The following is a 20,837-nucleotide window of genomic DNA, read 5'->3' as shown; positions in this document are numbered from 1 at the left end:
TGTCACGCGAAAATCGCAAACCCCTCACTTTTCAAAAAATATTCATGCATGCTGCCGATGCGGCACCACGCTCACCCAGAAGCGCGTGGTCTGGCGCACGTCGACGGGCAAGGTGCGCGTCAGCATGTCGAGCACTTGCGTCGTGTCGGCCAGCGGATAGATGCCCGACACGCGCAAGTGGGCAATGGCCGGATCGCAGGCCAGACGCCCATGGCGGTAACGGGCCAGCTCGCCGATAAATTCCGCCAGCGGCATGTCGTGCGCCACCAGCATGCCGGCCGTCCAGGCATCCGCGCCGGCAGCCAAGGTCCGAACGGCGCCGATCTGCGCCGCCGTAAAGCTGGTTTGCTGGCCTGCCTGCAGCCTGCGCGCAGCATCGGGCGCCTGTTCCAGTTGAATGTCGACGGCACCGGCGAACACGCCCAGCTGCGTGCGCTCTCCGTCCACGCGCACGGCAAAGCGCGTGCCCACCGGTTGCAAGCGGCCTTGCGCCGTTTGCACGACAAATGGCCGGCCGGCCTGATCGCGCGCCGTGCTGACCATGATCTCGCCTTTGACTACCGTCACCAGGCGCTGGCCCGCGTCATAGCGCACGTCGATGCTGGATGCCGTATTGAGCGCGATGCGCGTGCCGTCGTCCAGCACGACGTGGCGTAATTCTCCCGTGCCCGTGCGGTAGTCGGCAAGCCAGAAGCGCGCCTGCTCATCGCCGCCCGCCAGCCAGGCGCCGCCGCCCACGGCCAGCAGCGCCAGCAGCTTGAGCGACTGCCGGCGCGCCGCATTCGCCTGCGCATGGACCGGCTTGCGCGCCAGCGTGCCGTGCGCCAGCGGCGCGGGCAAGGCACGCATGCGCGCCATGCAGCCCTCCACATGCTGCCAGGCTTGCTCATGTTCGGGGTCGCTGTCGCGCCAGGCGCGCCAGGCCTGCTCCACTTCCGGCGTGGCGTCGCCGGCCTGCAGGCGCACCAGCCATTCCACCGCTTGCAGGCTGGCCGCTTCCGGCGTGAAGGCGCCCATCACGATGCCGGATGGGTAAAGAAACACTGGTGCATGGCTTTGACCAGGTAGCGCTGCACGGTCGCCAGCGAGACATTCAGTTCCAGCGCGATGGCCGCCTGCGGCATGCCATCGAGCTGCGACAGCAGGAACGCGCGGCGCACGGCAGGCGCCAGGCCATCGAGGCGGCGGTCGATGTCGAACAGGGCTTCGAGCAGGATCGCCTGCGCCTCGGGATCGGGCGCGTGCTGCGCCGGCAGGCTGGCCAGCGTTTCCAGGTAAGCCGCCTCCAGGTCGCGCCGGCGGTACAGATTGCCCAGCACGCCCTTGGCCACCGTCGTCAAAAAGGCGCGAGGCGCGCGCGCGGCGATGGCTTCGTCGCGATTGAGCAGGCGCATGAAGGTGTCGTGCGCCACGTCGGCCGCGTCAAAGGCGTTGCCCAGCTTGTGCCGCAGCCAGCCTTGCAGCCACCGGTGGTGTTCGTGATACAGGCTGCCCACCTCCTGGTGAGCGCCGGGTTGGGCCGCCGACACGTCGCATACTCCCCGATTCGCAAATAATAATGATTCGCATTCTATATCCATACGCTGCTGCGGCGCAAGCGCCCTGCCAGCGCTTGTTTGACGCGCTTCTTTCCAAAATTTCCTTGCTGATCGTATCCGGTGGCGTAGCCTGCATTGCAAATTCAGCAGAACGCGCCCGGCTACGCGGCAATGATAGTATCGGCAACATCATCGACAAGCCGGCCACCCTGGCCATGCATCCCCCATTGAAAGGCGAACATGCTGCTATCCGAATTGCTGACCAAACTGACCTGCGGTGACCTCGAAGGCGAGGAGCTCGACGAGGCCGTCGCCGCCATCACCGCTGCGCCCTCCGCGCCACGCGACGAGTGGATCGACAGCGATGCCCAGGCCTATGCGCTGGAGATCCTCTCGCAGCTGGGCGGCTATATGGCGTCTAGCGACAAGCTCGATGAGCTGCACGAACAGATACAGGACATGTTCGACGAATTCCCCGACTTCCCGTACGAACTGCTCAAGGCAGGCCGCGGCAGCGCGCTGCCGTACTTCGAGTGGCTCGATACGGAACTGGCGCAGCGCGCCGTGGACGAAGGCGGCTATGAGCTGATCCAGATCGACGGCAACGGCTCCGACGAAATGGATGCGCTGCTCGTGTACCGGCGCGATACAAACGACATCATCCAGGCGGCGGCCTTGATGGGCGTGACGATAGGCCGGCCGCTTACCTACTATCGCGGCATCGAAGCGATGGCGGGCAAGCGGCCGGGCTAAGCACCCACGCCTATTGCATCGGCAAGGCGCTCACATCGACGGCGGGCGCCTGGCCTGTCGCGGGGCGCGTGAAGTTCTGGCTGCTTTTCACGACATCGGCAAAGAAGCCGCCGTTATGCAGGTAGAACCTGCCGTTTTCCACGCCGCCCGCGTAATCCATGCGCTGCGCATTGGTGGCCGTGGCGTCGCCCGTGAAGCGCCCCGCCGTCACTTCCGACCAGGTGCCGGCAACGTTCCTCGCCCACTGGTTGCCGAACTGGACGCGGCGCTCCGTGTAGCCCAGGGTATCGATGAAATTCTCGAGGAAGGAATGCACGCCCGTCAAATACGTGGCAATCGCCGGCCGCTTCCAGGTGGCGATGTAGCGCCACTTGCCCGTCTCGGGCGCGAAGAACCAGGCCGAGTAATCGCTGCCGCCATTGCCGTCGGGCCGCGCGCGCGTGATGAAACGGTACGTCGTGCCGGCCGCCCAGTTATACGACAGATAGGTCTGGCCGCCCGTGCCCTCGCCGCCGAACGCATTGTCGACCACGCCGGCGCCCTTGCTGACCAGGGTGGTTTTCGCGCCATTGTCGGCATCCCACACGGAGAACAAGATCCAGCGCTCGCTCGGCGATTTCACCTGGATGCCCATGTAGCCTTGGCTGAAGCCGTTGGCCATGAAGTAGGAGCCGATCGCGTCCTGGCCCTGGGGAATCGTCATCTCGTTATAGAAATACTCGGTATTGGCGGGCACCGTGTAGCCCATGTGCACGGACGGGCCGCGCCGCGACCAGTAGTAATTGGCGGGGTCGTTGGCGTAGGTGAGCGCGGCGCTGGCCGTCACCTTCAGCGCGGAGACGTCGCCGAACGTGTCCTTCACGCGCGACAGTCCCTGCAAGTCCACCTTCACATAGCCGGCCGCCGCCACGTTCACCGTGCCCACGGCATAGGTCTTGCGTTCCTTGCCGGCCAGCTTGACGTCGAACGGCGTGCCGTTGACCTTCACGCGGATGGTGCTGTTGCCGCCATCGGCCAGGCTGGCGTCGAGCGCCACCTGCACGGGTCCCGCCCCGCCCACGCGGAAGTAGGTGCTGGCGACGGCAGCGGGATTGCTCCAGCCAGACAGGCCGCGCTCGCTGATGACGGCGCCCTCATTCCCGCTGGTGATGAAGGCGTTGCCGGCCAGTTCCACGGTGGCGGACGTGGCGGGCGCGGCCACGGTGGCGGCCAGCAAGGCGGTGCCGCCCGAGCCGGTGGCGGTGGCGCCACCGCAGGCCGCCAGCAGCATCGGCATGGCGGGAAGGAATGCAAAGAGCAATGAACTTGTGTGCTTCATCAACGTCTCCTGGTGTGGTACGGCTTGCGGCGGACGAACAAGGGCCTGCGCGCCTGCGCCGCGGTTGAAAAATGGATAGGGAAAGAAAAAACCCGCTACGGCAACTGGTGCGGTAGCGGGTCGTTAAGGCTTAGTACTTGCCGTCGAGGGCGAAGATCGGCTTGCGCGATTTCCACTGCCCGCCCGTGAAGTCCGGGAAGTCCAGGGTCTGGAAGTTGGCGGCGATCGATTGCTCGGACAGCGGCGTGATGGCGCTCCACGTCACGGCATCGTAGATATCGATCGGCATCGGCGCGTTGGCCTTCAATGCTTCGACAAAGGCGTGGATGACGAAGAAGTCCATGCCGCCGTGGCCCGCGCCCTCGGCTTGCGCCGCATACTTGCGCCAGACGGGGTGTTCATACTTGTCCTGGTAAGCCTTGAAGTCGTCCCACTGGTGCGGCTTGCTGACGCCCTCGATATGGATGGAATTGTTCAGGTCCATCCACAGGCCGTCCGTGCCTTGCACGCGGAAGCCCAGCGAATACGGGCGCGGCAGACTCGTATCGTGCTGCAGGATGATGGTTTCGCCGTTTTCGCACGCCAGGGTCGTGGTGACCACGTCGCCCAGCTTGAATTTCACCTTGGCGTTCGCATGCTGCGCGCCGCCCGGCTGCTTGACGATGTAGTCGTGCAAGCCGCGCGCCTTGGTGGCGAAGGCGTTGATGCGCGTAAAACGGTTGCCGCGGTTGATGTTGGTGTACATGGCGCAGGGGCCGATGCCATGGCTCGGATACAGTTCGCCGTTGCGCTCGACCGAGTGCTGCGTGCGCCAATGGGCTTCGGACCAGCCCTTCTCTCCGAATTCCACGCCGCCGCCGTACGGCTTGGCCGGATTGCCGCTGTTGAATTTGACGGCGCGCAGATCGTGCTGGTAGCCGCCTTGCAGGTGCAGCAGTTCGCCGAACAGGCCCGCGCGCACCATCTGCAGCGCCGCCATCACGTCGCGGCGGTAGCACACGTTTTCCAGCAACATGTACGGCGTGCCCGTCTTCAGCTGGGTATTCAGGACATCCCAGTGGTCTTGCAGGGTGATGCCGGCCACCACTTCGCAGCCGACGGCGATCTTCGCCTGCATGGCGGCGATCGCCATCGGCGCATGGAATTCCCACGGCGTGGCGATGATCACGCCGTCGAGGCCGCCCGCGTCCAGCATGCGCTTGTAGGCTTTCTGGTCGCGGTCTTCGCCATAAGTGCGCGGGCGCGGCTTGCCGGCTTTTTCCACCTGGCCCAGCGCATGTTTCAGCATGATCGGTTCGATATCGCACAGGGCAACGACTTCCACGTCGTCGCGGCGCACCAGTTCGGCCAGCAGCACCTGCCCGCGCATGCCCGTGCCGATCAGGCCCAGGCGAACCTTGTCGCGGCCGGCGGCGGGTGCGGCGTTGGCGTCGCCAGGCAGCAAGGCGCTGCCTGCCATGGCGCCACCGGCCAGCGCGGCGCTGGCGGAAAGGAAATTGCGTCGATTGAATTGTGTCGTCATTGGTCTCTTCTCGCTTCCATTGGTAATGATCGTCGCCGGCCCGCCGCACGGCGGGCCGGTTGCAATTTAATAAGTGTATTCCGCCGTGAAGCGCACGGAACGCGGCGCCGTGCGGCCGGCCACCTGCAGATAGCTGCGGGCGATGGCGCCGTGGTCTTCGCGCGTTTCGTTGTAGCGGGTCACGGTCTGGCTGTTGAACACATTGAACACGTCCACTTTCAGGCTCAGGCCCTTGACGGCGCTGGGAGTATAGGCCAGATTCATGTCCAGCTGGGCTTGCCATGGCAGGCGGCCCTGGCTGCCGCGCGGCGCCGGCTTGCCATTGCAATAGAAGTAGGAATCGCCGTAGTCGTTCTCGAACCTCAGGTTATCGGGCAGCGCGCCGATGCAGTTGCGCGGCGCGCCCGAGGTCAGCGACAGGTTGGCGCCGACCGTCACGTCCGGGATCACCTGCATGAAGCCGTAGGCCTTGAACGCATGGCGGTGGTCGCCCGGCAGGTAGCCATAGGCGTTGTACATCAGTTCCTTGTGGTCGTCGCTGACCGTCAGGCCCACGTCGCCGCCGCCGATGCTGTCCGTCTGGCCTTCCATATTGCCCTTCAGCGCAGACAGGGTGTAGGTCAGCTTGCCGTACCAGCCGTTCGTGTACGGGTGCTCGACGAACAGGTTCAGGGCGCGGTAGGTGCGCGATGGCAGCGGGTTGCCCCACTCGGCCGCCGAAATATCCACGCGGCGCAAGCCCTTGCCGTCGTCGAAGTCCACCATCAGGCTGTTGTCGCGGCCCGGGTTGATGATGGCGCACTGGAAGCCGCCCCAGTTGCTCGTGTCGACGCTGTTGCGCGTGGCCCAGGCTTGCAGCGGACGCGCGTCGCAGGTGTCGTCGTTGGTGTCGTTCAGCTTGCGGTACAGGACGCTGGCGCCCACCACCAGCTTCTTGCTCAGGGCGCGTTCGAAACCGAGCGAGAATTCATCCTGCGACAGCGGCTTCAAGCCGATGGCCGTCACTTCGCGCGCATCGCGGCTCTGGCCATACGCGTTGTTGGCCGAATACGGCTTGCTGATCGCGTGCAGGCCCGTCGGCGCGCCCGTGACTGGATCGACGCCCGTGTAAGTGTACATCTCGCTGGTGGCCAGGAAAGGGCTGGCCATGTTGCTCGACAAATTCGATGGCACCGGCAGGTGGTAGCGGCCGCCGTTGGCGAAGAATTTCAGGGTGCCGTCGCCCAGGTAATCCCAGGTGGCGCCCACGCGCGGAGCGATCATGTTGCGCTGCGAAATGAAGGCCACGCCATCGGTGCTGTAGTTGGTGAACTGTTCGCGGCGCAGGCCCAGGTCCAGCAGCACCCGTTCCGTAACCTGGTAGTGATCCTGGATGTATTGCGCCGATTGCACGCTGGTCGGACGCGCCAGGTTGGCGTTCAAGTCCTTGCTGACGTAGTAGCCTTGCGCGCCGTAGCCGCCGCCCTGGGCCGGCGTTTCAAACGCGCCGTTGATCGGGCGGTTCGGATCGGTCGCGCGCTGGTAGCTCCAGCGGTAGCCGCCGGCCAGGCTCAGGCCCACTTTCGATTCCACGTCGATGCGGTCGATGCCGCCGCGCAGCGAATGCTTGCCCAGCTTGTATTCGAGATCGAGTCGCTTGGCTTTCTGGCGGTCTTCCGACGACGGGTCGACCAGGGTGCCCGTCACCGTCTGCGGATTGGCATAGCTCAGGCCCGGCACCTGGGTCGATGCGTTCGACGACGTTTGCGCCAGCAGCGGATTGTAGCCATTCGGCGTGCGCGTGTGCGAGGTGCGCGATTCGCCCATCATGGCCGTCACGGTCAGGTTGTCCGTCAGGTAGCCCGTATATTTGAAAATGTCGATGTTGGCGCCCGGCGCGGCCGACGAGCCGCAGCAGTTGACCGTCGTCTCGCCCTTGCCTGCCTGTACGCCGTTGCTCGCATGCGTGGCGTAGCTGTAGCCATACGCCTGGCTGTCCGTCTTCGTGCGGTCATACAGCTTGGTATATTCGAAGTGATGGTCGTCCGTCAGGTTGAAATCGAGCTTGGCCGTCATGCGGTCCACCTTGCTCTGGCTCGTGCTCCAGCCGCGCGCCAGGGCCGTGCCCGAGTCGGCGGTGGCGGCGACGGCCTGGCTGTCGGTGCGCGTCTGTTCCAGCGCCACGAAGGCGAACAGCTTGTTCTTGATCAGGGGACCGCTGCCGTACAGGCCCACCACCTTGCTGGTGCTGCCGTTGTCGCGGTTCCAGTACAGCAGATTGCCGTCCGTCTTGGGATTGGCGCCCGTGTTCGGGTAATACGTGTTTTCCGGCTCGCCTTTCAGCGAACGGGGAATGATGGAGACCTTGCCGCCGAATTCGACCTTGTTGCCGCCGCTCTTGGTGGTGATATTGATCACGCCGCCCGTGGAGCGGCCGAATTCCGAACCATAGCCGCCCGACAGCACCTGCAGGTTGGAGATCGCGCCAAACGGCAGTTCCGACGCGCCCACCTGGGTCAGGATGTTGGTGATGGGGAAGCCGTTGACGTAGAACGCGTTTTCCGACTGGCCCGAGCCGCCGATCGATGGCGCATTGCCGTACACGCTATTGGTGCCGCGCGACACGCCCGGCGTCAGCTGCACGATGGAGGCCACGTCATTGCCGACCGGCAGCGCTTTCAATTCCTTGGCCGTGAAGATCACGCCATTGTTCGTGTTCGACACGTCGATCGGATTGCGCGACGCCTTCACCACGACGGTCTGTTCCTGGCCCACGGGGCCGGCCGCGCTGGCCGGGCCGAAGTTCGCTTCGGCGCCCGCGCCGATCAGGGCTTCGACTTCCTGCGACGCTTCGACCGACCCGGCGCGCAGCACGCGCACCGCGTAACGGCCCGGCGGCATGGAGTTGGCCACATAGCGGCCCGACGTATCCGGCGTCAGGGTGCGCTGCACGCCCGTCGCCAGGTTTTCCAGCACCACGGTGGCGCCGGCGGGCGCGCTCACTTCGCCGAAGATGGTGCTGGTGGCGTTCGACTGTGCCCAGGCCTGGCCTGGCACGCCGGCCGCCAGGGCGATCACGATCGCGGCGGCGCGGCTGATGTCGCGCAATTTGAGTCGGGTGGTATGCATGTGTCTCTCCGTCTATATCGAGGGTTATACGCGCCCTCCCCGCTCCAGGGCGAAGTCGGGGGGATGCAATTTTTATGGTGAGCGTCGGAAGGGAGAGCCAGGCAGCCGTTCCTTCCGGGAAATCAGTCCGTCTTGGCTGATTTTCGTTTTCTTGGGATTACTTTAAAAAGAAAAATAAGTATCGTCAACAAAAAGAAAGTTACAGCGCAAATTTATCGCTAAATTCAGTAAATAAAGACGTTTTATCTTTCGATTCAATCCGTGATGCGGCAAATAACTTTCGTTATCGTGGCGTGGCGGATACACGCGCCGGCAAGAAGGCGGCCCGCAGGAGACATTCCACACGGCAATCCCGATGGAAAAACGCGAAAGTAGCCATGGCAATCCCCTTTCACTTACGTTTATCTTTCGTATTGCGCATTTCGGAATATTGTCTTTTTCTTTTCATGACGATACCCCGGCCCGCTGGCAGGCCGGGGCGGCGTCACGTCTTAAAAGAACTTGTAGCTGGCCGACAGGGCAAACTGGCGGCCGAACAGGTCCTGGCTATGGTTGTAGCCTTCCCAGCCGTTCGGGTCGTAGTACGGCTGCTTGTTGAACGCGTTCTTCACGTTCAGGCCCACGTCCAGGTTCTTGAGCGGCTTCCAGCTGAAGGCCAGGTTCACCGTGGTGTACGACGGCGCGCCCTTGCACTGGCCGGCCGGCAGCGATACCGAGGCGGCGGTGCAGTTTTCCGGCGTGTTGTCCTTGTCCCACGGACCGTAGGCCCAGCGCGTCTTGCCAGAATAGTTGATGAAGACGCTGCTGACGAAATTGCGGTAGCTCCAGTCGGCGTTGACGGTGGCGCGGTAGCGCGGCGAATCGTAGTAGCCGACGGTATTGCCCTTGATATCGCTGCCGTCTTCGCTGTCGTGGGTGTCGCGCTTGCGGATGGTGGCGGCGATGCCGGTACTCAGCTTGCCCCAGTCGCCGAGCGCAAAGCGCGTGCGCGCGTCGATGTCCACGCCGTCCATGAGGGTGCGGCCGCGGTTCGAATACGAGTTGATCAAGCCACCCAGGTTGCCCACCGAGTAGCCCGGCACGCCGCCCGCGCACACGCCCGCGTTGGCGGGATTGGCGCACATGGCCGCCACCGCCGCCATATTGCCCCGGTCCGTGTCCGTCAAGTCGTTGCGGATGGCGCTCGATGTACCGGCCAGGGTCGGGCCGTACTTGTCCACCAGTTCCGTAAACAGTTCGTTGAAGTCCTGGCGCACGATCTCGTCGCGGCGGTTGATGAACCAGTAATCGATGGAGATGCTCACGTCCTTGGCCGGCTGCAGGACCAGGCCCACGGTGGAAATCTTGGCCTTTTCCGGACGCAGGTTCTGGTTCGGCGGCGTCAGGCCGCCCACCGTCGTCGAGCAGTTCGAATTGAGCAGGCTCTTGCCCAGGTCCGCGTCCGTCGCCACCCTGGACTTCATCAGGGCGCGCGCCATGGCATTCGTCTCATCGCAGCGCACCGTATCGCGGATGCCGCCCACCTGGGCAAAGACGCCGCCCGAGCCCGATTCAGCCAGGTTGGGCGCGCGGAAGCCTTCCGAATACGTCCCGCGCAGCATCAGGTCGGGACGCGCGCGCCAGATCACGCCCAGCTTGGGCGCCAGGTTGGCCGAGAAATGCGGGTATTTGTCCAGGCGCGCGGCCGCATTGACTTCCAGGGTGTCGGAAAGCGGCACCACCACTTCGCCAAACACGGCGGCGATGGTGCGCTTGCCATCGAACCAGGAACCGCCCTGCTGCGTGATCAGGCCATTGGCCGCATCCGCGTTGCCGGGCGTGAGGAAGCTTTCGCGCATGACGTTGGTGCCCACGGCGGCGCGCACTTCGCGCTCGCCCAGCTTGAACAGGGTGCCTTCCAGCTTGGCGTCCCAGGTCATCAATTTGGTCCACGATTCGATGGCGAAGGTCGGATAGGCGGCGCGCAGCAGCGCCGCATTGGCCTCGCTGATTTCGCCGAACTTGTAGGCGGGATTGTCGGAGATATACGTGCGGCCGCTGACGGGATCTTTCGTGAACGGGCCGAACGCCTGCTTGAAGCCATTGATATTCACGTTCGCCGTCTGGAACAGCGTGGAATGGCTGCCCGCCACACTGAGCGCCGTTTCAAAATCCCAGCCGCCGCCGATGCTGCCGCGCAGGCCGACGAGCGCGCGGTAGTTTTCATCGACATTCTTCTGGCCGAAGTGGCCCGTGGCATCCTGCAGCAGGTAGTTCAAGCCGGCGGCGCCACCCATCTTGGCCACCATGTCAGCATCGAGCTTGCCCTTCAGGTAGACGTTGTTGGGACTCAGGAAAGGCGTGGCGAAGGTGTTCAGGGTAGTGCCCGTATTGCGCGCGAACCAGTTGTTCGTGCTGCCGCTGTTGAAGCTGGAGGGGCCATTCTCGCCGCGCATCTTGATGTGGGTGAACGCACCTTCCGCGAACGCTTCCATGTCGCCGCCCAGCTTCAGCCGGCCGCTCAGGTAGGCCGTGGCGCGCTCCGAGGTGGGGCCCGTATCGAGCTGGTTGGGCAGCGCATTCCACACGCAGCGCGTGCCCGACGCTTCGGTGATGCTGTTGTTGCAGCCGGGGGCGGCGCGCTGGGTGCGGGCATTGTTGTTGGCCTTGTCGAAGACAAAGAAGGTCCCCGGATTCATCACGCCCGGTTCGCTGCCCACGCCCACGCGCATGTTCGGGATGAAATTGGGATTGTTCACATAAAAATACGAGGGGCGCTTCTGCCAGGTATCGGCCAGCGCAATGCGGTCGCGCTGGTAGACGTTGACGGAACCGTAGATGTTGTAGCCGTCGCTGGCCAGGTCGCCCACGCCATACAGCACGCTGGCCTGGCGTTCGCCGTACGCTTTCACGCTGGGCGAAAACTCGCCGTTGGCGCGCGCCTCCAGCCCTTGATACGACTTCTTGGTGATCACGTTGATGACGCCGGCGACGGCATCGGAGCCATACACGGCCGACGCGCCATCCGTCAAAATCTCCATGCGCTCGATGGCGGCGGCGGGAATGGCGTCGATATTGACGAACATGGTCTGGAAGCCGGCCGGCGCGCCGTAGAACGACAGGCGGCGGCCATTGAGCAGCACCAGCGTGCCCTGCGCGCCCATGCCGCGCAAGTTCGCCTGCGAGCCGCCATCGGAACCCGTGAACATCGAGCGGAAGTCCTGCTGCGCCGGACGGGCCGCGGGCAGGTTGTCGAGCACCTGCAGCAAGGTGAGCGCGCCCATGTTTTCGATCTGCTTGGCGTTGATCACCTGCACGGGCGACGCCGTTTCCGCATTGATGCGCTTCAGGCTGGAACCCGTCACTTCGACGCGCGCCAGTTTTTCCTCCTCCGCCGCGAGCGCCGTCGACGCCAACGCGGTTGAGCCAAGTCCGACCGCCACCATGGCGGACATCAGTTTTTTCAAGTGCATTCCCATCTCCCTTTTATAAGTGATTTGTTTTCGTCAGGCTGCAAGAGCCCCTCCCCGGTCCGAAGAGGGGCTCGTTGTTAGTGAAATGATTGAAGTAGTTAGCGCGGCTTGACTGTCGCGCCCTCCGTGCCGGTCAGCACGGCGTTGGCCCAGTTGCCGCAGACCTGGGCCGGGTGGGCGCCGCGCGCGCCCAGGGTGCGCAAACTGAGCTGGCTCAGGCCGCGCACGTCGATTTCGGGTTTGACCACCCCGGGAGCCGTGACCAGGCCGCTGTCATACAGCAGCCGTTCACCGCTCCAGACCTGGAATTGCAAGCCGCCCGCGCTGCGGCAGCTATCGTCCACGCCCAGGTCGGCGCGCAGCAGATTCCAGTTGCCCGCCAGCTGCAAGTCGATGCGGCTGGCGGGTCCCACGCCGAGGCCCTTGCGGAACCACAGCCCGTTCATGCGCATCTCGGCGGCCTTGCCGGCCGGCCGGTCTTTCGCGACAGTCTTCGGCAGCGCCAGGTCCGACAGATAGCGCTGCACCTCTTCTGCTTCGGCCACGCGGTGTTCGAGCACGCGGAATGCGGACAAGGTCACGGGCGCCACGTCGCTCGCCAGCGCCGCGTCGAACGCGCGCGCCACCGGCCCGGCTTGCGCCGCCGTCACCATCGGGTCGGTGGATGCGGCGCCATCGCCTTCCGGATTTTGCGTTCTCATCACGCGGAAGCGCAGCAAGCGCCCGGCCGTGGCGGGGAAATTGATCGTCTGCGTACCCTCTTGCAATTTGAGCGTGCCGCGCGCAAGCGCCGCGCCCCACTCGCCGTTGTTGTCGCCAATGTAGATTTCGTAATCCCGCACCTGGCCATGCTTCCAGTGCTGATCGTTGCGCGGCGCCAGTTCGATGCCATCGACGAGGCGGCGTTCCGAAAAGCCGATCACCCATTCATGGGGACCGCTTTTCACGGACGGGCTGCGCACGGTGCGGAACCAGGTCTCGGGCTTGCCGTCGAAGGCGTTTTCCAGCGGATAGCCGCTTTCTTCCGCAGGACGCGACACCACCTGCATGGCGTCAGCCGGCAAGGCGCGGCCCGGCACGGGGGCGACGGGGAAGTCGGCATCGATACGCGCCACGGCCAGCGCGCCGGCCACCTGCAAGGCCAGGGGCTGGCGGATATCCTGCGCCGCCACCTTCACGTGCAGGGTGCCCTGGCGGTCGGCAGGATCGAAGAACCAGGCATCAAGCGCCTTGTCGTAGGCGGCACGGTCGGCGGATGCCGCGAGCAGCCGTTCGCCCGCCTTGACGGCGGCCGGTGCCTGGCCTGCCAGCATGCGCAGCGCATAGCCGCGGCGCGCTTCCTGGCCCTGGTACTTGCCATCGACGGCGCCGATGTCGACCTGCACGTCGGCGCCCGTCTGGTGCATGCGGATGATTTGCTGGCTGAAGGCGCCGCCCTGGTACTGGCGCGTGTTGCCGTCGTCTTCATACAGGGTGTATTCGGAATCGCCGTGCGGGTAGATATCGAACGTCAGCTGGTCCTTCGGTTTCTGGCCGTCGTACAGCATTTCCGGATACATGGGCAGGATGGCGCCGGCGCGCACGAACACGGGCAGCTTGTCCAGGGTCACCTGCATATCGAGGTCGCGCCCTTTCGCGTCCGCCGTGACCTGGCGGCCATCCCAGTAGTCATACCACGTACCCTGCGGCAGGTGGATGCCCTTGCGCCAGCCGCCGCTGACGGCCTGGCTGCGGTAGACGGGCGCCACCAGCACGTCGCGGCCCAGCAGGAATTGATATTTATACGCTTCCGTGTAGGCGGCCGGGTCTTGCGGATAATCCCACATCAGGCCGCGCACCAGCGGCGCGCCCGATTGCTCCGCTTCGCGCACCAGGGTGTACATATATGGCGTCAAACGCATCTTGAGCTTCAGATAGCGGCGGTTGATGTCGCGGTACGGTTGCTCGAACCACCACGGATGCTTGCGCTCGGCCGCGGCCCAGCCGGACATGCCCATCAGCACGGGCGTAAAGCTTTTCCACTGCAAGTCGCGCAGATAGGTTTCCGGGCTGCCGCCGAAGATGGCATCCACGTCGCCCGAGGCATATGCCTGGCCGGACAGGCCCGAGCCGATCAGGGTCGGAATGTGCCAGCGGATGTAGTCCCAGCTGGCGCTCTGGTCGCCCGTCCACGCCACGGCATAGCGCTGGATGCCGGCCCAGCCCATCACCGTCCAGAGGAAGGGGCGGCTGTCGGAGTTGTTCAGGATGCCGTCATACGCAGACTTGTTCGCATCCATGGCAAATTGATATCCCTTGCCCGTCCACGCCACGTCCAGCTTTTGCACGCGGCTGCCCGCCTGGCCCACTTCCCAGGCGATCTTGTCGACGCCGTTTTCCGTCCACAGGCCCGTGCGGAAGCCATAGCCGGCCAGGCCCTTCACCGTTTCCGGCAAGTTCGTGTAGCCGCAGCCATAGCCGTCGTTGGGCAAGATCCAGCCGCCTGGCATGTCGTGTTCGCGGTACTGGCGCGCCACGGTTTCCACCACGTCCGGCGTCTTGCCGGTGGGGCCGTCGCTCCAGCCTTTGGGCACGGAACCGGGCTTTTTCACGTTGTCGCCATCGTTGTAGCAATCGGCGTCGCCGTATTCGAGCGCCCAGCGGGGCAGCATGCGCGCGCGGCCCGTCAAGTCCGTGTAGCGGGCGACGACGTCGCGCAAGTCCTTGCCGACGAAGAAATACGCATCGAAGCGCCCTTCCGCGTGCTGCAGCGAGATCTGTTCCTTGTCGCGCAAATCGTAGTGCCCGTCGGACCAGGTATTGCGCAGCATGCCCCAGCCCCGTGAACTCATGAGGAATGGCGCGGGATTCGGCCGGTCGCCCTCTTCCCAGCCGCCCGAATACGACACGGGCACCTGCTTGCCCTTGAACTCGAAGCGCCCATTTTGCTGCCCGCCGCCGAAGTAACGCTCACCCGGCAAGCTCGATAGCACCTGCACGCCCTGCTTGTCGTCGAGCGACAGCGGCTGCACTTCGCGCCACAGCGGCACCGCATCGCCCTTGCGGTACAAGGTAAGGCGCAAGGGTTTGCGGTCGATGCGCAGGTTCAGGGCTTCGGTGCTGATCAGGATATGGTCGGGATGCTCGCTGATCTCGTATGCCACTTGCGCGGCGGGCTGGCCCACGACGATGGGCGCGGCCTTGTCGCCGGGACCCGTCAAGCCCCCCTTGCCGCCCGCCTGGATGCGCAACACGTCCGCCTGCGGCAGGCTGATACGCAGCTGCACGCCCGTGTCGCTGCGCAGATCCCATCCCAGCGCCTCGCCCTTGGCCACGTCGGCCGCATGCACGGCGGAGAGCGACTGCAGATTGCCGATAGGCGCGGCTTGCAAGCCAGGAGCGGCCAGGGTGGCAAGGGCGGCGAGGACACAGGCGGCAAGGGCGCGGCGGGGAAGCGGGAGAGGTTTCATCTGCGGGCTTTCAGAAAATCGAAGTGATGGAAATACTTTAAGAAGAAAAATAAATATCGTCAATCAAAAGAAAGTTCTTAGACCGATTTATTAATAAAATGCCCAGAATTGGCGCATTTTTCTTACGTTTCAACAAAATGTCACAAAACATACTTTCGTTATCGTCGTATTTCAGCGACAGGCGGCGGCACGACTGGGTTTCATGCGGCAGCGCAACATGATTTGCGTCCAGAAAAGCACCAGTCCGACGCCATTATTTCGCAAGCCACACAACTATTTACTTTCGTTTTACTTTCGTATTTGACTTTTCGAAATTTAGTATTTATGCTTTCTCCAACAAACACTTTACTGACCTCTCATGACTACCCTTCTTCAGCGTGACATTCAAACCTGGCGCGACATCGGCGGCCTGCACACGGCCGAGGAAATCGCCCATCAGCCCGCCATCTGGCGCGCGCTGGCCGGCATTTTGCGCAGCGAGCAAGCCAGCCTGGCCGCCTTTCTGGGCGATGCGCTGTCCCATCCACAGCAGCGCGTGATCCTGACGGGTGCCGGCAGCTCGGCGTATGTGGGCGAAATCGTCGTCGACACCCTGAATGCCGCCTGGCCCGCGCAGATCCGCGCCATCGCCACCACGACTTTGCTGACGCACCATGAGCTGTACCTGGAAGCGGATGCGCCCACCCTGCTCGTCTCGTTTGCCCGCAGCGGCGACAGCCCGGAAAGCCTGGCGGCCGTGGAACTGCTGCGCCAGGTCGTGCCCGGTGCGCGCTTCCTGAACATCACTTGCAACGCCGATGGCAAGCTGGCGCGCCAAGGCGCCAACGACAGCAATACATATAACTTGCTGATGCCGGAAGGCAGCTGCGACCGCGGCTTCGCCATGACCAGCAGCTTTAGCAGCATGCTGCTGGCGGCCCTGTCGGTACTGGGCAAGGACGTCGACGTGGCGCGCCTCGAGACCCTGGCGCAGCTGGGCGAAGACGCCCTGCGCGACTGGTCGGCTCCCGTGGCGGACCTGGGCTCGCAGCCGGTGCAGCGCGTCGTTTACCTGGGCAGCGGCCCGCTGGAAGCGCTGGCCAAGGAAGCGGCATTGAAAATTCTGGAACTGACGGGCGGGCGCGTGATGGCCATGGCGAATACGCCGCTGGGCTTCCGCCATGGCCCGAAATCGGCAGTCACCACGGAGTCCTTGGTGATCCTGCTGCGCAGCAGCAAGCCATTGGCGCGCCAGTACGAAGACGACTTACTGCAGGAACTGCAGCGCGACAGCGTGGCGCAGACGTGCCTGACGGTGGGCATCGGCGGCGACTTATCTGCCAACTTGGCGGCCGACGCGCCGGCCTGGCCCGACGCCTGGCTGGCCCCGCTGTGGCTGCTGATGGCGCAGCAATATGCGCTGCACCAGTCCGCGCTGCTGCAACTGCGCCCCGACAATCCATTCGCCGGCGGCATCGTCAACCGTGTCGTGCAGGGCGTCACCATCTATGGCTATGACCAATTCTAATTCCATCCAGGGCTTTCACGGCATCGACATCGGCGGCAGCAAGATGGAGCTGGTCGCCTTTGCCGACCGCGACGGCGCGCTGACCGAAACGTTCCGCGAGCGCGTGGCCACGCCGGGCGACGATTTTAGCGCCTTCGTGCAGGCGATCGTCGACCTGGTGGCGCGCGGCGACGCCGCGCTGGGCACGACGGCGCCCGTCGGCATCGGCTTGCCCGGCGTGATCGACAGCGCCAGCGGCCGGCAACTGAGCTCCAACGTGCCGGCCCTGAACGGCCGCCTGGTGGCGCAAACCCTGCAGCAAGCCTTGCAGCGCCCTGTCGCCATCGGCAACGATTGCCAGTGCTTCGCCTTGTCGGAAGCGCAAGGCGGCACGGCCGACCATGCCGCCAGCATGTTCGGCGCCATCCTCGGCACGGGCGCCGGCGGCGGCTATTGCGTGGGCGGCCAGCTGCTGCGCGGCTTGAACGGCGTGGCCGGCGAATGGGGCCACTGGAGCCTGCCCGCCTCCCTGCTGGCGCAGCATGGCCTGATCGATTACGCCTGCCCGTGCGGCAAGGCGGGCTGCCTGGAACGCTACGTTTCCGGACCCGCCATGAGTAAACTCCACGCGCATTTCGGCGGCGACGGCGCCGAGCCGCTGGCCATCGTGGCACGCGCCAACATGGGCGACGCCGTGGCCGAACGCACGGTGGCCGTGCACCTCGACGTGCTGGGCCACGCGCTGGCCGGCCTGGTGCTGGCCTACGACCCGCACGTCATCGTGCTTGGCGGCGGCCTGTCCAAATTGCCGCACCTGTACGACAAGCTGCCGGCCGCCGTGAAACGCCACCTGTTCCCCGGCGTGCACGTGCCGCCCATCCTGCCGCCCCGCTTTGGCGACGCCGGCGGCGCGCGCGGCGCGGCCCTTTTGATACGACAACATATAAAGGCGTCAACATGATGAAGCAAGCGGAAAACCCGAGTTTTACCCTGTCGCCCATCCAGCAAGTGATCAAGGCGCACCGCCGCGGCGAGCGCGTGGGCTTGTACGCCGTCTGCTGCAGCCAGCCGAGCGTGCTGCGCGCCGCCATGCGCGTGGCCAGCGACTACGACACCGTGCTGCTGGTCGAAGCGACCTCGAACCAGGTCGACCAGTTCGGCGGCTACACGGGCATGACACCAAACGTTTTCCGCGACACCATGCTGGCACTGGCCCGGGAACAGGGTTTCCCGACCGAGCGCCTGGTGCTGGGCGGCGACCATCTGGGTCCGAACGCCTGGCAGCACCTCGACGCGGCCACCGCCATGGCCCACGCCGAGACCCTGATCGCCGCGTATGCGTCGGCCGGCTTCCATAAAATCCACCTCGATTGCAGCATGCGCTGTGCCGATGATCCCCTGCAGCTCGACGATGAAACCGTGGCCGCCCGTTCGGCGCGCCTGTGCATCGTCGCCGAAACGGCGGCCGCCGCCGCCGGCTTCGCGCCGCCCGTCTACGTGATCGGCACGGAAGTGCCGGTTCCCGGCGGCGAAGCGTCCTTGGCGCAGGCCGGCGCCGTCACCAGCCCGCAGGCCGCGCGCCGTACGCTGGACGTCCACCGCCGCGCCTTCATGGAAAACGAGCTGCATAGCGCCTGGCGCCGCGTCATCGCCATGGTGGTGCAGCCGGGCGTCGATTTCGACCAGAGCAGCATCCAGCACTACGATGCGCAGGCCGCCGCCGAGCTGTCGGCCTTCGTGGCCGAGCAGCCTGGCCTCGTGTTCGAAGCCCACTCGACCGACTACCAGCGCGAATCGGCCCTGCACGCCATGGTGCGCGACCATTTCGCCATCCTGAAAGTGGGCCCGGCCGCCACCTTCGCCCTGCGCGAAGCGCTGTTCGCCCTGTGCCAGATCGAGGAAGAACTGCTGCCGGCGCACGCCACCTCGCAGCTGATGCAGGTGCTCGACGACGTGATGGTGGCCAAGCCGAAGAACTGGATCAAGCATTACCTGGGCACGCCGGAAGAACAGCGATTGATGCGCCGCTACGGCTTGAGCGACCGTTGCCGCTATTACTGGGGCGAGCCGGAAGTGGCGGCCGCCGTCGGCAAGCTGCTGGCCAACCTCGATGCCGTGGCGATTCCACTGCCGCTGCTGAGCCAGCATTTGCCGGAACAGTATCTGGCCGTGGTGCAGGGCAGCCTGCCAGCGCAGGCGCCAGCCTTGATCGAGCACAAGATCGGCAGCTTGCTGGCGCAATATGCGCGCGCCTGCAACCGCAATGCGGCAGTGGCTGTCATTGCCGAAGCGGCAATCTGTTAAGCTCGGTATTTTCATTTTTTACTGAGCCCGCCACCATGCGAAATACCAGCCAACGCCGTGAATCCATCCTCCAAATGCTTGCCCAGCAGGGCTCGGTGCAGGTGACCGATCTGGTGGAAAAGCTCGGCGTGTCCGCGGTCACCATCCGCAGCGACTTGAATGCGCTGGAAGCGCAAGGCATGGCCACGCGCAGCCACGGCGGCGCGACCCTGACGCGCACGCCGCCGCCCGAGCATACGATACGCCAGAAGGATGCCATCAACCACGAGCAGAAGGAGCGCATCGGCGCCTACGCGGCGCGGCTGGTGGAACCGGGCGACAACATCATCATCGACTCGGGCACCACCACCATCTCGCTGGCGCGCCATCTGCGCGACGCCACCGGCGTGACGGTGGCCACGAATGGCCTGAACATCGCGTGGGAGCTGGCCGACGCGCCCGGCGTGGACCTGATCCTCACGGGCGGCCTGCTGCGCAAGCAGTCGCTGTCGATCCAGGGCAGCCAGGCCGAAACCTGTCTGCAGGCCTACAGCTTCGACAAGCTGTTCCTGGGCGTGGACGGCTTCGACCTGCAGTTCGGCGTCACCACCCACCACGAAGCGGAAGCGAGCCTGAACCACAAGATGGTGGAACGGGCCAAGAAAATCATCGTCCTCACGGACGCCTCGAAGTTCGGCCGCGTCAGCCTGCACCGTATCGTGCAGCTGGACCGCGTCGATACCGTCATCACCGATGCCAGCATCAGCCAGGAATACCGCGAAGGGCTGCACAAGCTGGGCATCGAACTTTTTATAGCGGAATAACACATGCTGAGCGGCAGAATCCTTACCCCATCTGGCTGGATCACGGGCACCATCACTTTTGACCAGCGCATCGTCCAGATACAAGAAGACCCTGCCGCCGACAGCGCGCTCACCATCCTGCCCGGCTTCATCGACCTGCACGTGCACGGCGCGGCCGGCGTCGACATCATGGAAGGCGCAAACGCGGGCGCCACCGTGGCGCAGGTACACGCGCGCCACGGCACCACGGCCCTGCTGGGCACCACACTGACGGCCAAGGAGCCGTCGATCGTGCGCGCGCTGCAAGGACTGGCCGGCGTCATCGCCGAGCGCCCCGCCAACGGCGCGCGCATGCTGGGCGTGCATCTGGAAGGACCGTTTTTGAACCTGCACCGCCTGGGCGCGCAGCCGCCCGACGTGGTGCAGGCGAGCCTGGCGCTGGTGCAGCGCTTTCACGCCATCGCCCCGATCAAGGTCTTGACCATGGCGCCGGAAATCCCCGGTCACCTGGAGCTGATCCCGCAGCTGGCGGCGATGGGCATCCGCGTGCAGATCGGCCATAGCGCCGGCACGTATGACGATGGCGTGGCCGCGCTCAAGGCCGGGGTCTCGGGCTTTACCCACCTGTACAACGGCATGACGGGCATGACGCACTACGACCCGGGCATGGTGGGCGCGGCGCTCGCGCATGCCGAATACGCGGAAATCATCCCCGACCTGCAGCACGTGGCCAAGGGCGCCCTGCGCGCGGCCCTGCGCGCCATCCCGCGCCTGTACGGCGTGACCGACGCCACCTCGGCCACCGGCATGCCCGACGGCGAATACGGCCTGGGCACGCAGCGCGTCTATAAATGCATGGGTTGCGTGCGCCTGGCCACGGGCTCGCTGGCCGGCAGCGTGCTGACCATGGACCAGGCCCTGCGCAATTTCGTCGACCTGGGCCTGGACCTGGCCGACGCCTCGAACCGCCTCTCGCTGTACCCGGCCGATTATCTGGGCGAATCCGAACGGGGCCGTTTGGCACCGGGCGCCTGGGCCGATATCGTCGTCCTCGATTCGTCACTACAGCCAGTGTCCGTCTTCGTCGAAGGCGCGGCCATCGATCTTTCCACCCGCTAGACCACC

The 20,837-nt window shown here is 64.9% G+C and carries 14 protein-coding genes; 7 read left to right on the top strand and 7 right to left on the bottom strand.

Features of this window, described 5'->3' with window-relative positions; all coding sequences use genetic code 11:
* Positions 1-42: 42 nt before the first annotated feature.
* Together D9M09_RS11120 and D9M09_RS11115 are read right to left on the bottom strand one after the other, a co-directional pair.
* The gene (locus D9M09_RS11120; protein ID WP_240453614.1) at positions 43-1,044 is read right to left on the bottom strand and encodes a FecR domain-containing protein; all 1,002 of its coding nucleotides are present in this window, start codon (positions 1,042-1,044) and stop codon (positions 43-45) included.
* Positions 1,017-1,529 carry a sigma-70 family RNA polymerase sigma factor gene (locus D9M09_RS11115; RefSeq protein WP_121669275.1) on the bottom strand — a complete coding sequence of 171 codons (513 nt, stop codon included), beginning with the start codon at positions 1,527-1,529 and terminating at the stop codon, positions 1,017-1,019. Before D9M09_RS11115 ends, D9M09_RS11120 begins: the two co-directional genes overlap by 28 nt.
* 29 nt (positions 1,530-1,558) lie before the next feature.
* Here D9M09_RS11115 and D9M09_RS28900 point away from each other — a divergent pair, with 29 nt between their 5' ends.
* Both D9M09_RS28900 and D9M09_RS11110 read left to right on the top strand, forming a co-directional pair.
* On the top strand, positions 1,559-1,819 hold the full coding sequence (locus tag D9M09_RS28900) for a hypothetical protein (RefSeq protein ID WP_162995633.1): 261 nt from the start codon (positions 1,559-1,561) through the stop codon (positions 1,817-1,819).
* On the top strand, positions 1,779-2,291 hold the full coding sequence (locus D9M09_RS11110; protein WP_070223641.1) for a hypothetical protein: 513 nt from the start codon (positions 1,779-1,781) through the stop codon (positions 2,289-2,291). Before D9M09_RS28900 ends, D9M09_RS11110 begins: the two co-directional genes overlap by 41 nt.
* Before the next feature lie 10 nt (positions 2,292-2,301).
* On the opposite strand, the gene D9M09_RS11105 is transcribed toward D9M09_RS11110, so the two are convergent.
* The 5 genes from D9M09_RS11105 to D9M09_RS11085 all read right to left on the bottom strand — a co-directional run bounded on the left by D9M09_RS11105 (position 2,302) and on the right by D9M09_RS11085 (position 15,140).
* A complete protein-coding gene (locus D9M09_RS11105; RefSeq protein ID WP_240453613.1) occupies positions 2,302-3,609 on the bottom strand; it encodes a DUF3472 domain-containing protein in 1,308 nt (435 codons plus the stop codon).
* A 130-nt stretch (positions 3,610-3,739) separates the two neighbouring features.
* Complete coding sequence (locus D9M09_RS11100; RefSeq protein WP_099410826.1) at positions 3,740-5,131, bottom strand: Gfo/Idh/MocA family protein; 1,392 nt, start codon at positions 5,129-5,131, stop codon at positions 3,740-3,742.
* A gap of 66 nt (positions 5,132-5,197) precedes the next feature.
* Positions 5,198-8,239: a TonB-dependent receptor gene (locus D9M09_RS11095; RefSeq protein WP_121669273.1), complete on the bottom strand. Its 3,042-nt coding sequence runs from the start codon at positions 8,237-8,239 to the stop codon at positions 5,198-5,200.
* 491 nt (positions 8,240-8,730) lie between these two features.
* Entirely contained in the window at positions 8,731-11,691 is a 2,961-nt protein-coding gene (locus D9M09_RS11090; protein WP_121669272.1) for a TonB-dependent receptor plug domain-containing protein, read from the bottom strand.
* A 98-nt stretch (positions 11,692-11,789) separates the two neighbouring features.
* On the bottom strand, positions 11,790-15,140 hold the full coding sequence (locus tag D9M09_RS11085; RefSeq protein ID WP_121669271.1) for a TIM-barrel domain-containing protein: 3,351 nt from the start codon (positions 15,138-15,140) through the stop codon (positions 11,790-11,792).
* 358 nt (positions 15,141-15,498) lie between these two features.
* On the opposite strand from D9M09_RS11085, the gene D9M09_RS11080 reads away from it, so the two are divergent.
* From D9M09_RS11080 to D9M09_RS11060, 5 genes are read left to right on the top strand one after another with little or no spacing between them, the layout of a single operon-like run.
* A complete protein-coding gene (locus D9M09_RS11080; RefSeq protein WP_121669270.1) occupies positions 15,499-16,647 on the top strand; it encodes an SIS domain-containing protein in 1,149 nt (382 codons plus the stop codon).
* Positions 16,634-17,587, top strand: a complete 954-nt coding sequence (locus tag D9M09_RS11075) for an ROK family protein (RefSeq protein ID WP_205602350.1) — start codon at positions 16,634-16,636, stop codon at positions 17,585-17,587. The genes D9M09_RS11080 and D9M09_RS11075 overlap by 14 nt, the downstream gene beginning before the upstream one ends.
* Positions 17,587-18,930: a D-tagatose-bisphosphate aldolase, class II, non-catalytic subunit gene (locus tag D9M09_RS11070; protein ID WP_205602389.1), complete on the top strand. Its 1,344-nt coding sequence runs from the start codon at positions 17,587-17,589 to the stop codon at positions 18,928-18,930. Before D9M09_RS11075 ends, D9M09_RS11070 begins: the two co-directional genes overlap by 1 nt.
* Positions 18,931-18,965: 35 nt before the next feature.
* Complete coding sequence (locus tag D9M09_RS11065) at positions 18,966-19,733, top strand: DeoR family transcriptional regulator (RefSeq protein ID WP_070223655.1); 768 nt, start codon at positions 18,966-18,968, stop codon at positions 19,731-19,733.
* A gap of 3 nt (positions 19,734-19,736) precedes the next feature.
* On the top strand, positions 19,737-20,831 hold the full coding sequence (locus D9M09_RS11060) for an N-acetylglucosamine-6-phosphate deacetylase (protein WP_121669269.1): 1,095 nt from the start codon (positions 19,737-19,739) through the stop codon (positions 20,829-20,831).
* Positions 20,832-20,837: the final 6 nt, after the last annotated feature.

Origin of the sequence: Janthinobacterium agaricidamnosum, assembly GCF_003667705.1 — a bacterium.
Lineage (GTDB): Bacteria > Pseudomonadota > Gammaproteobacteria > Burkholderiales > Burkholderiaceae_D > Janthinobacterium.
This window is presented reverse-complemented; position numbering and strand designations above follow the sequence as displayed.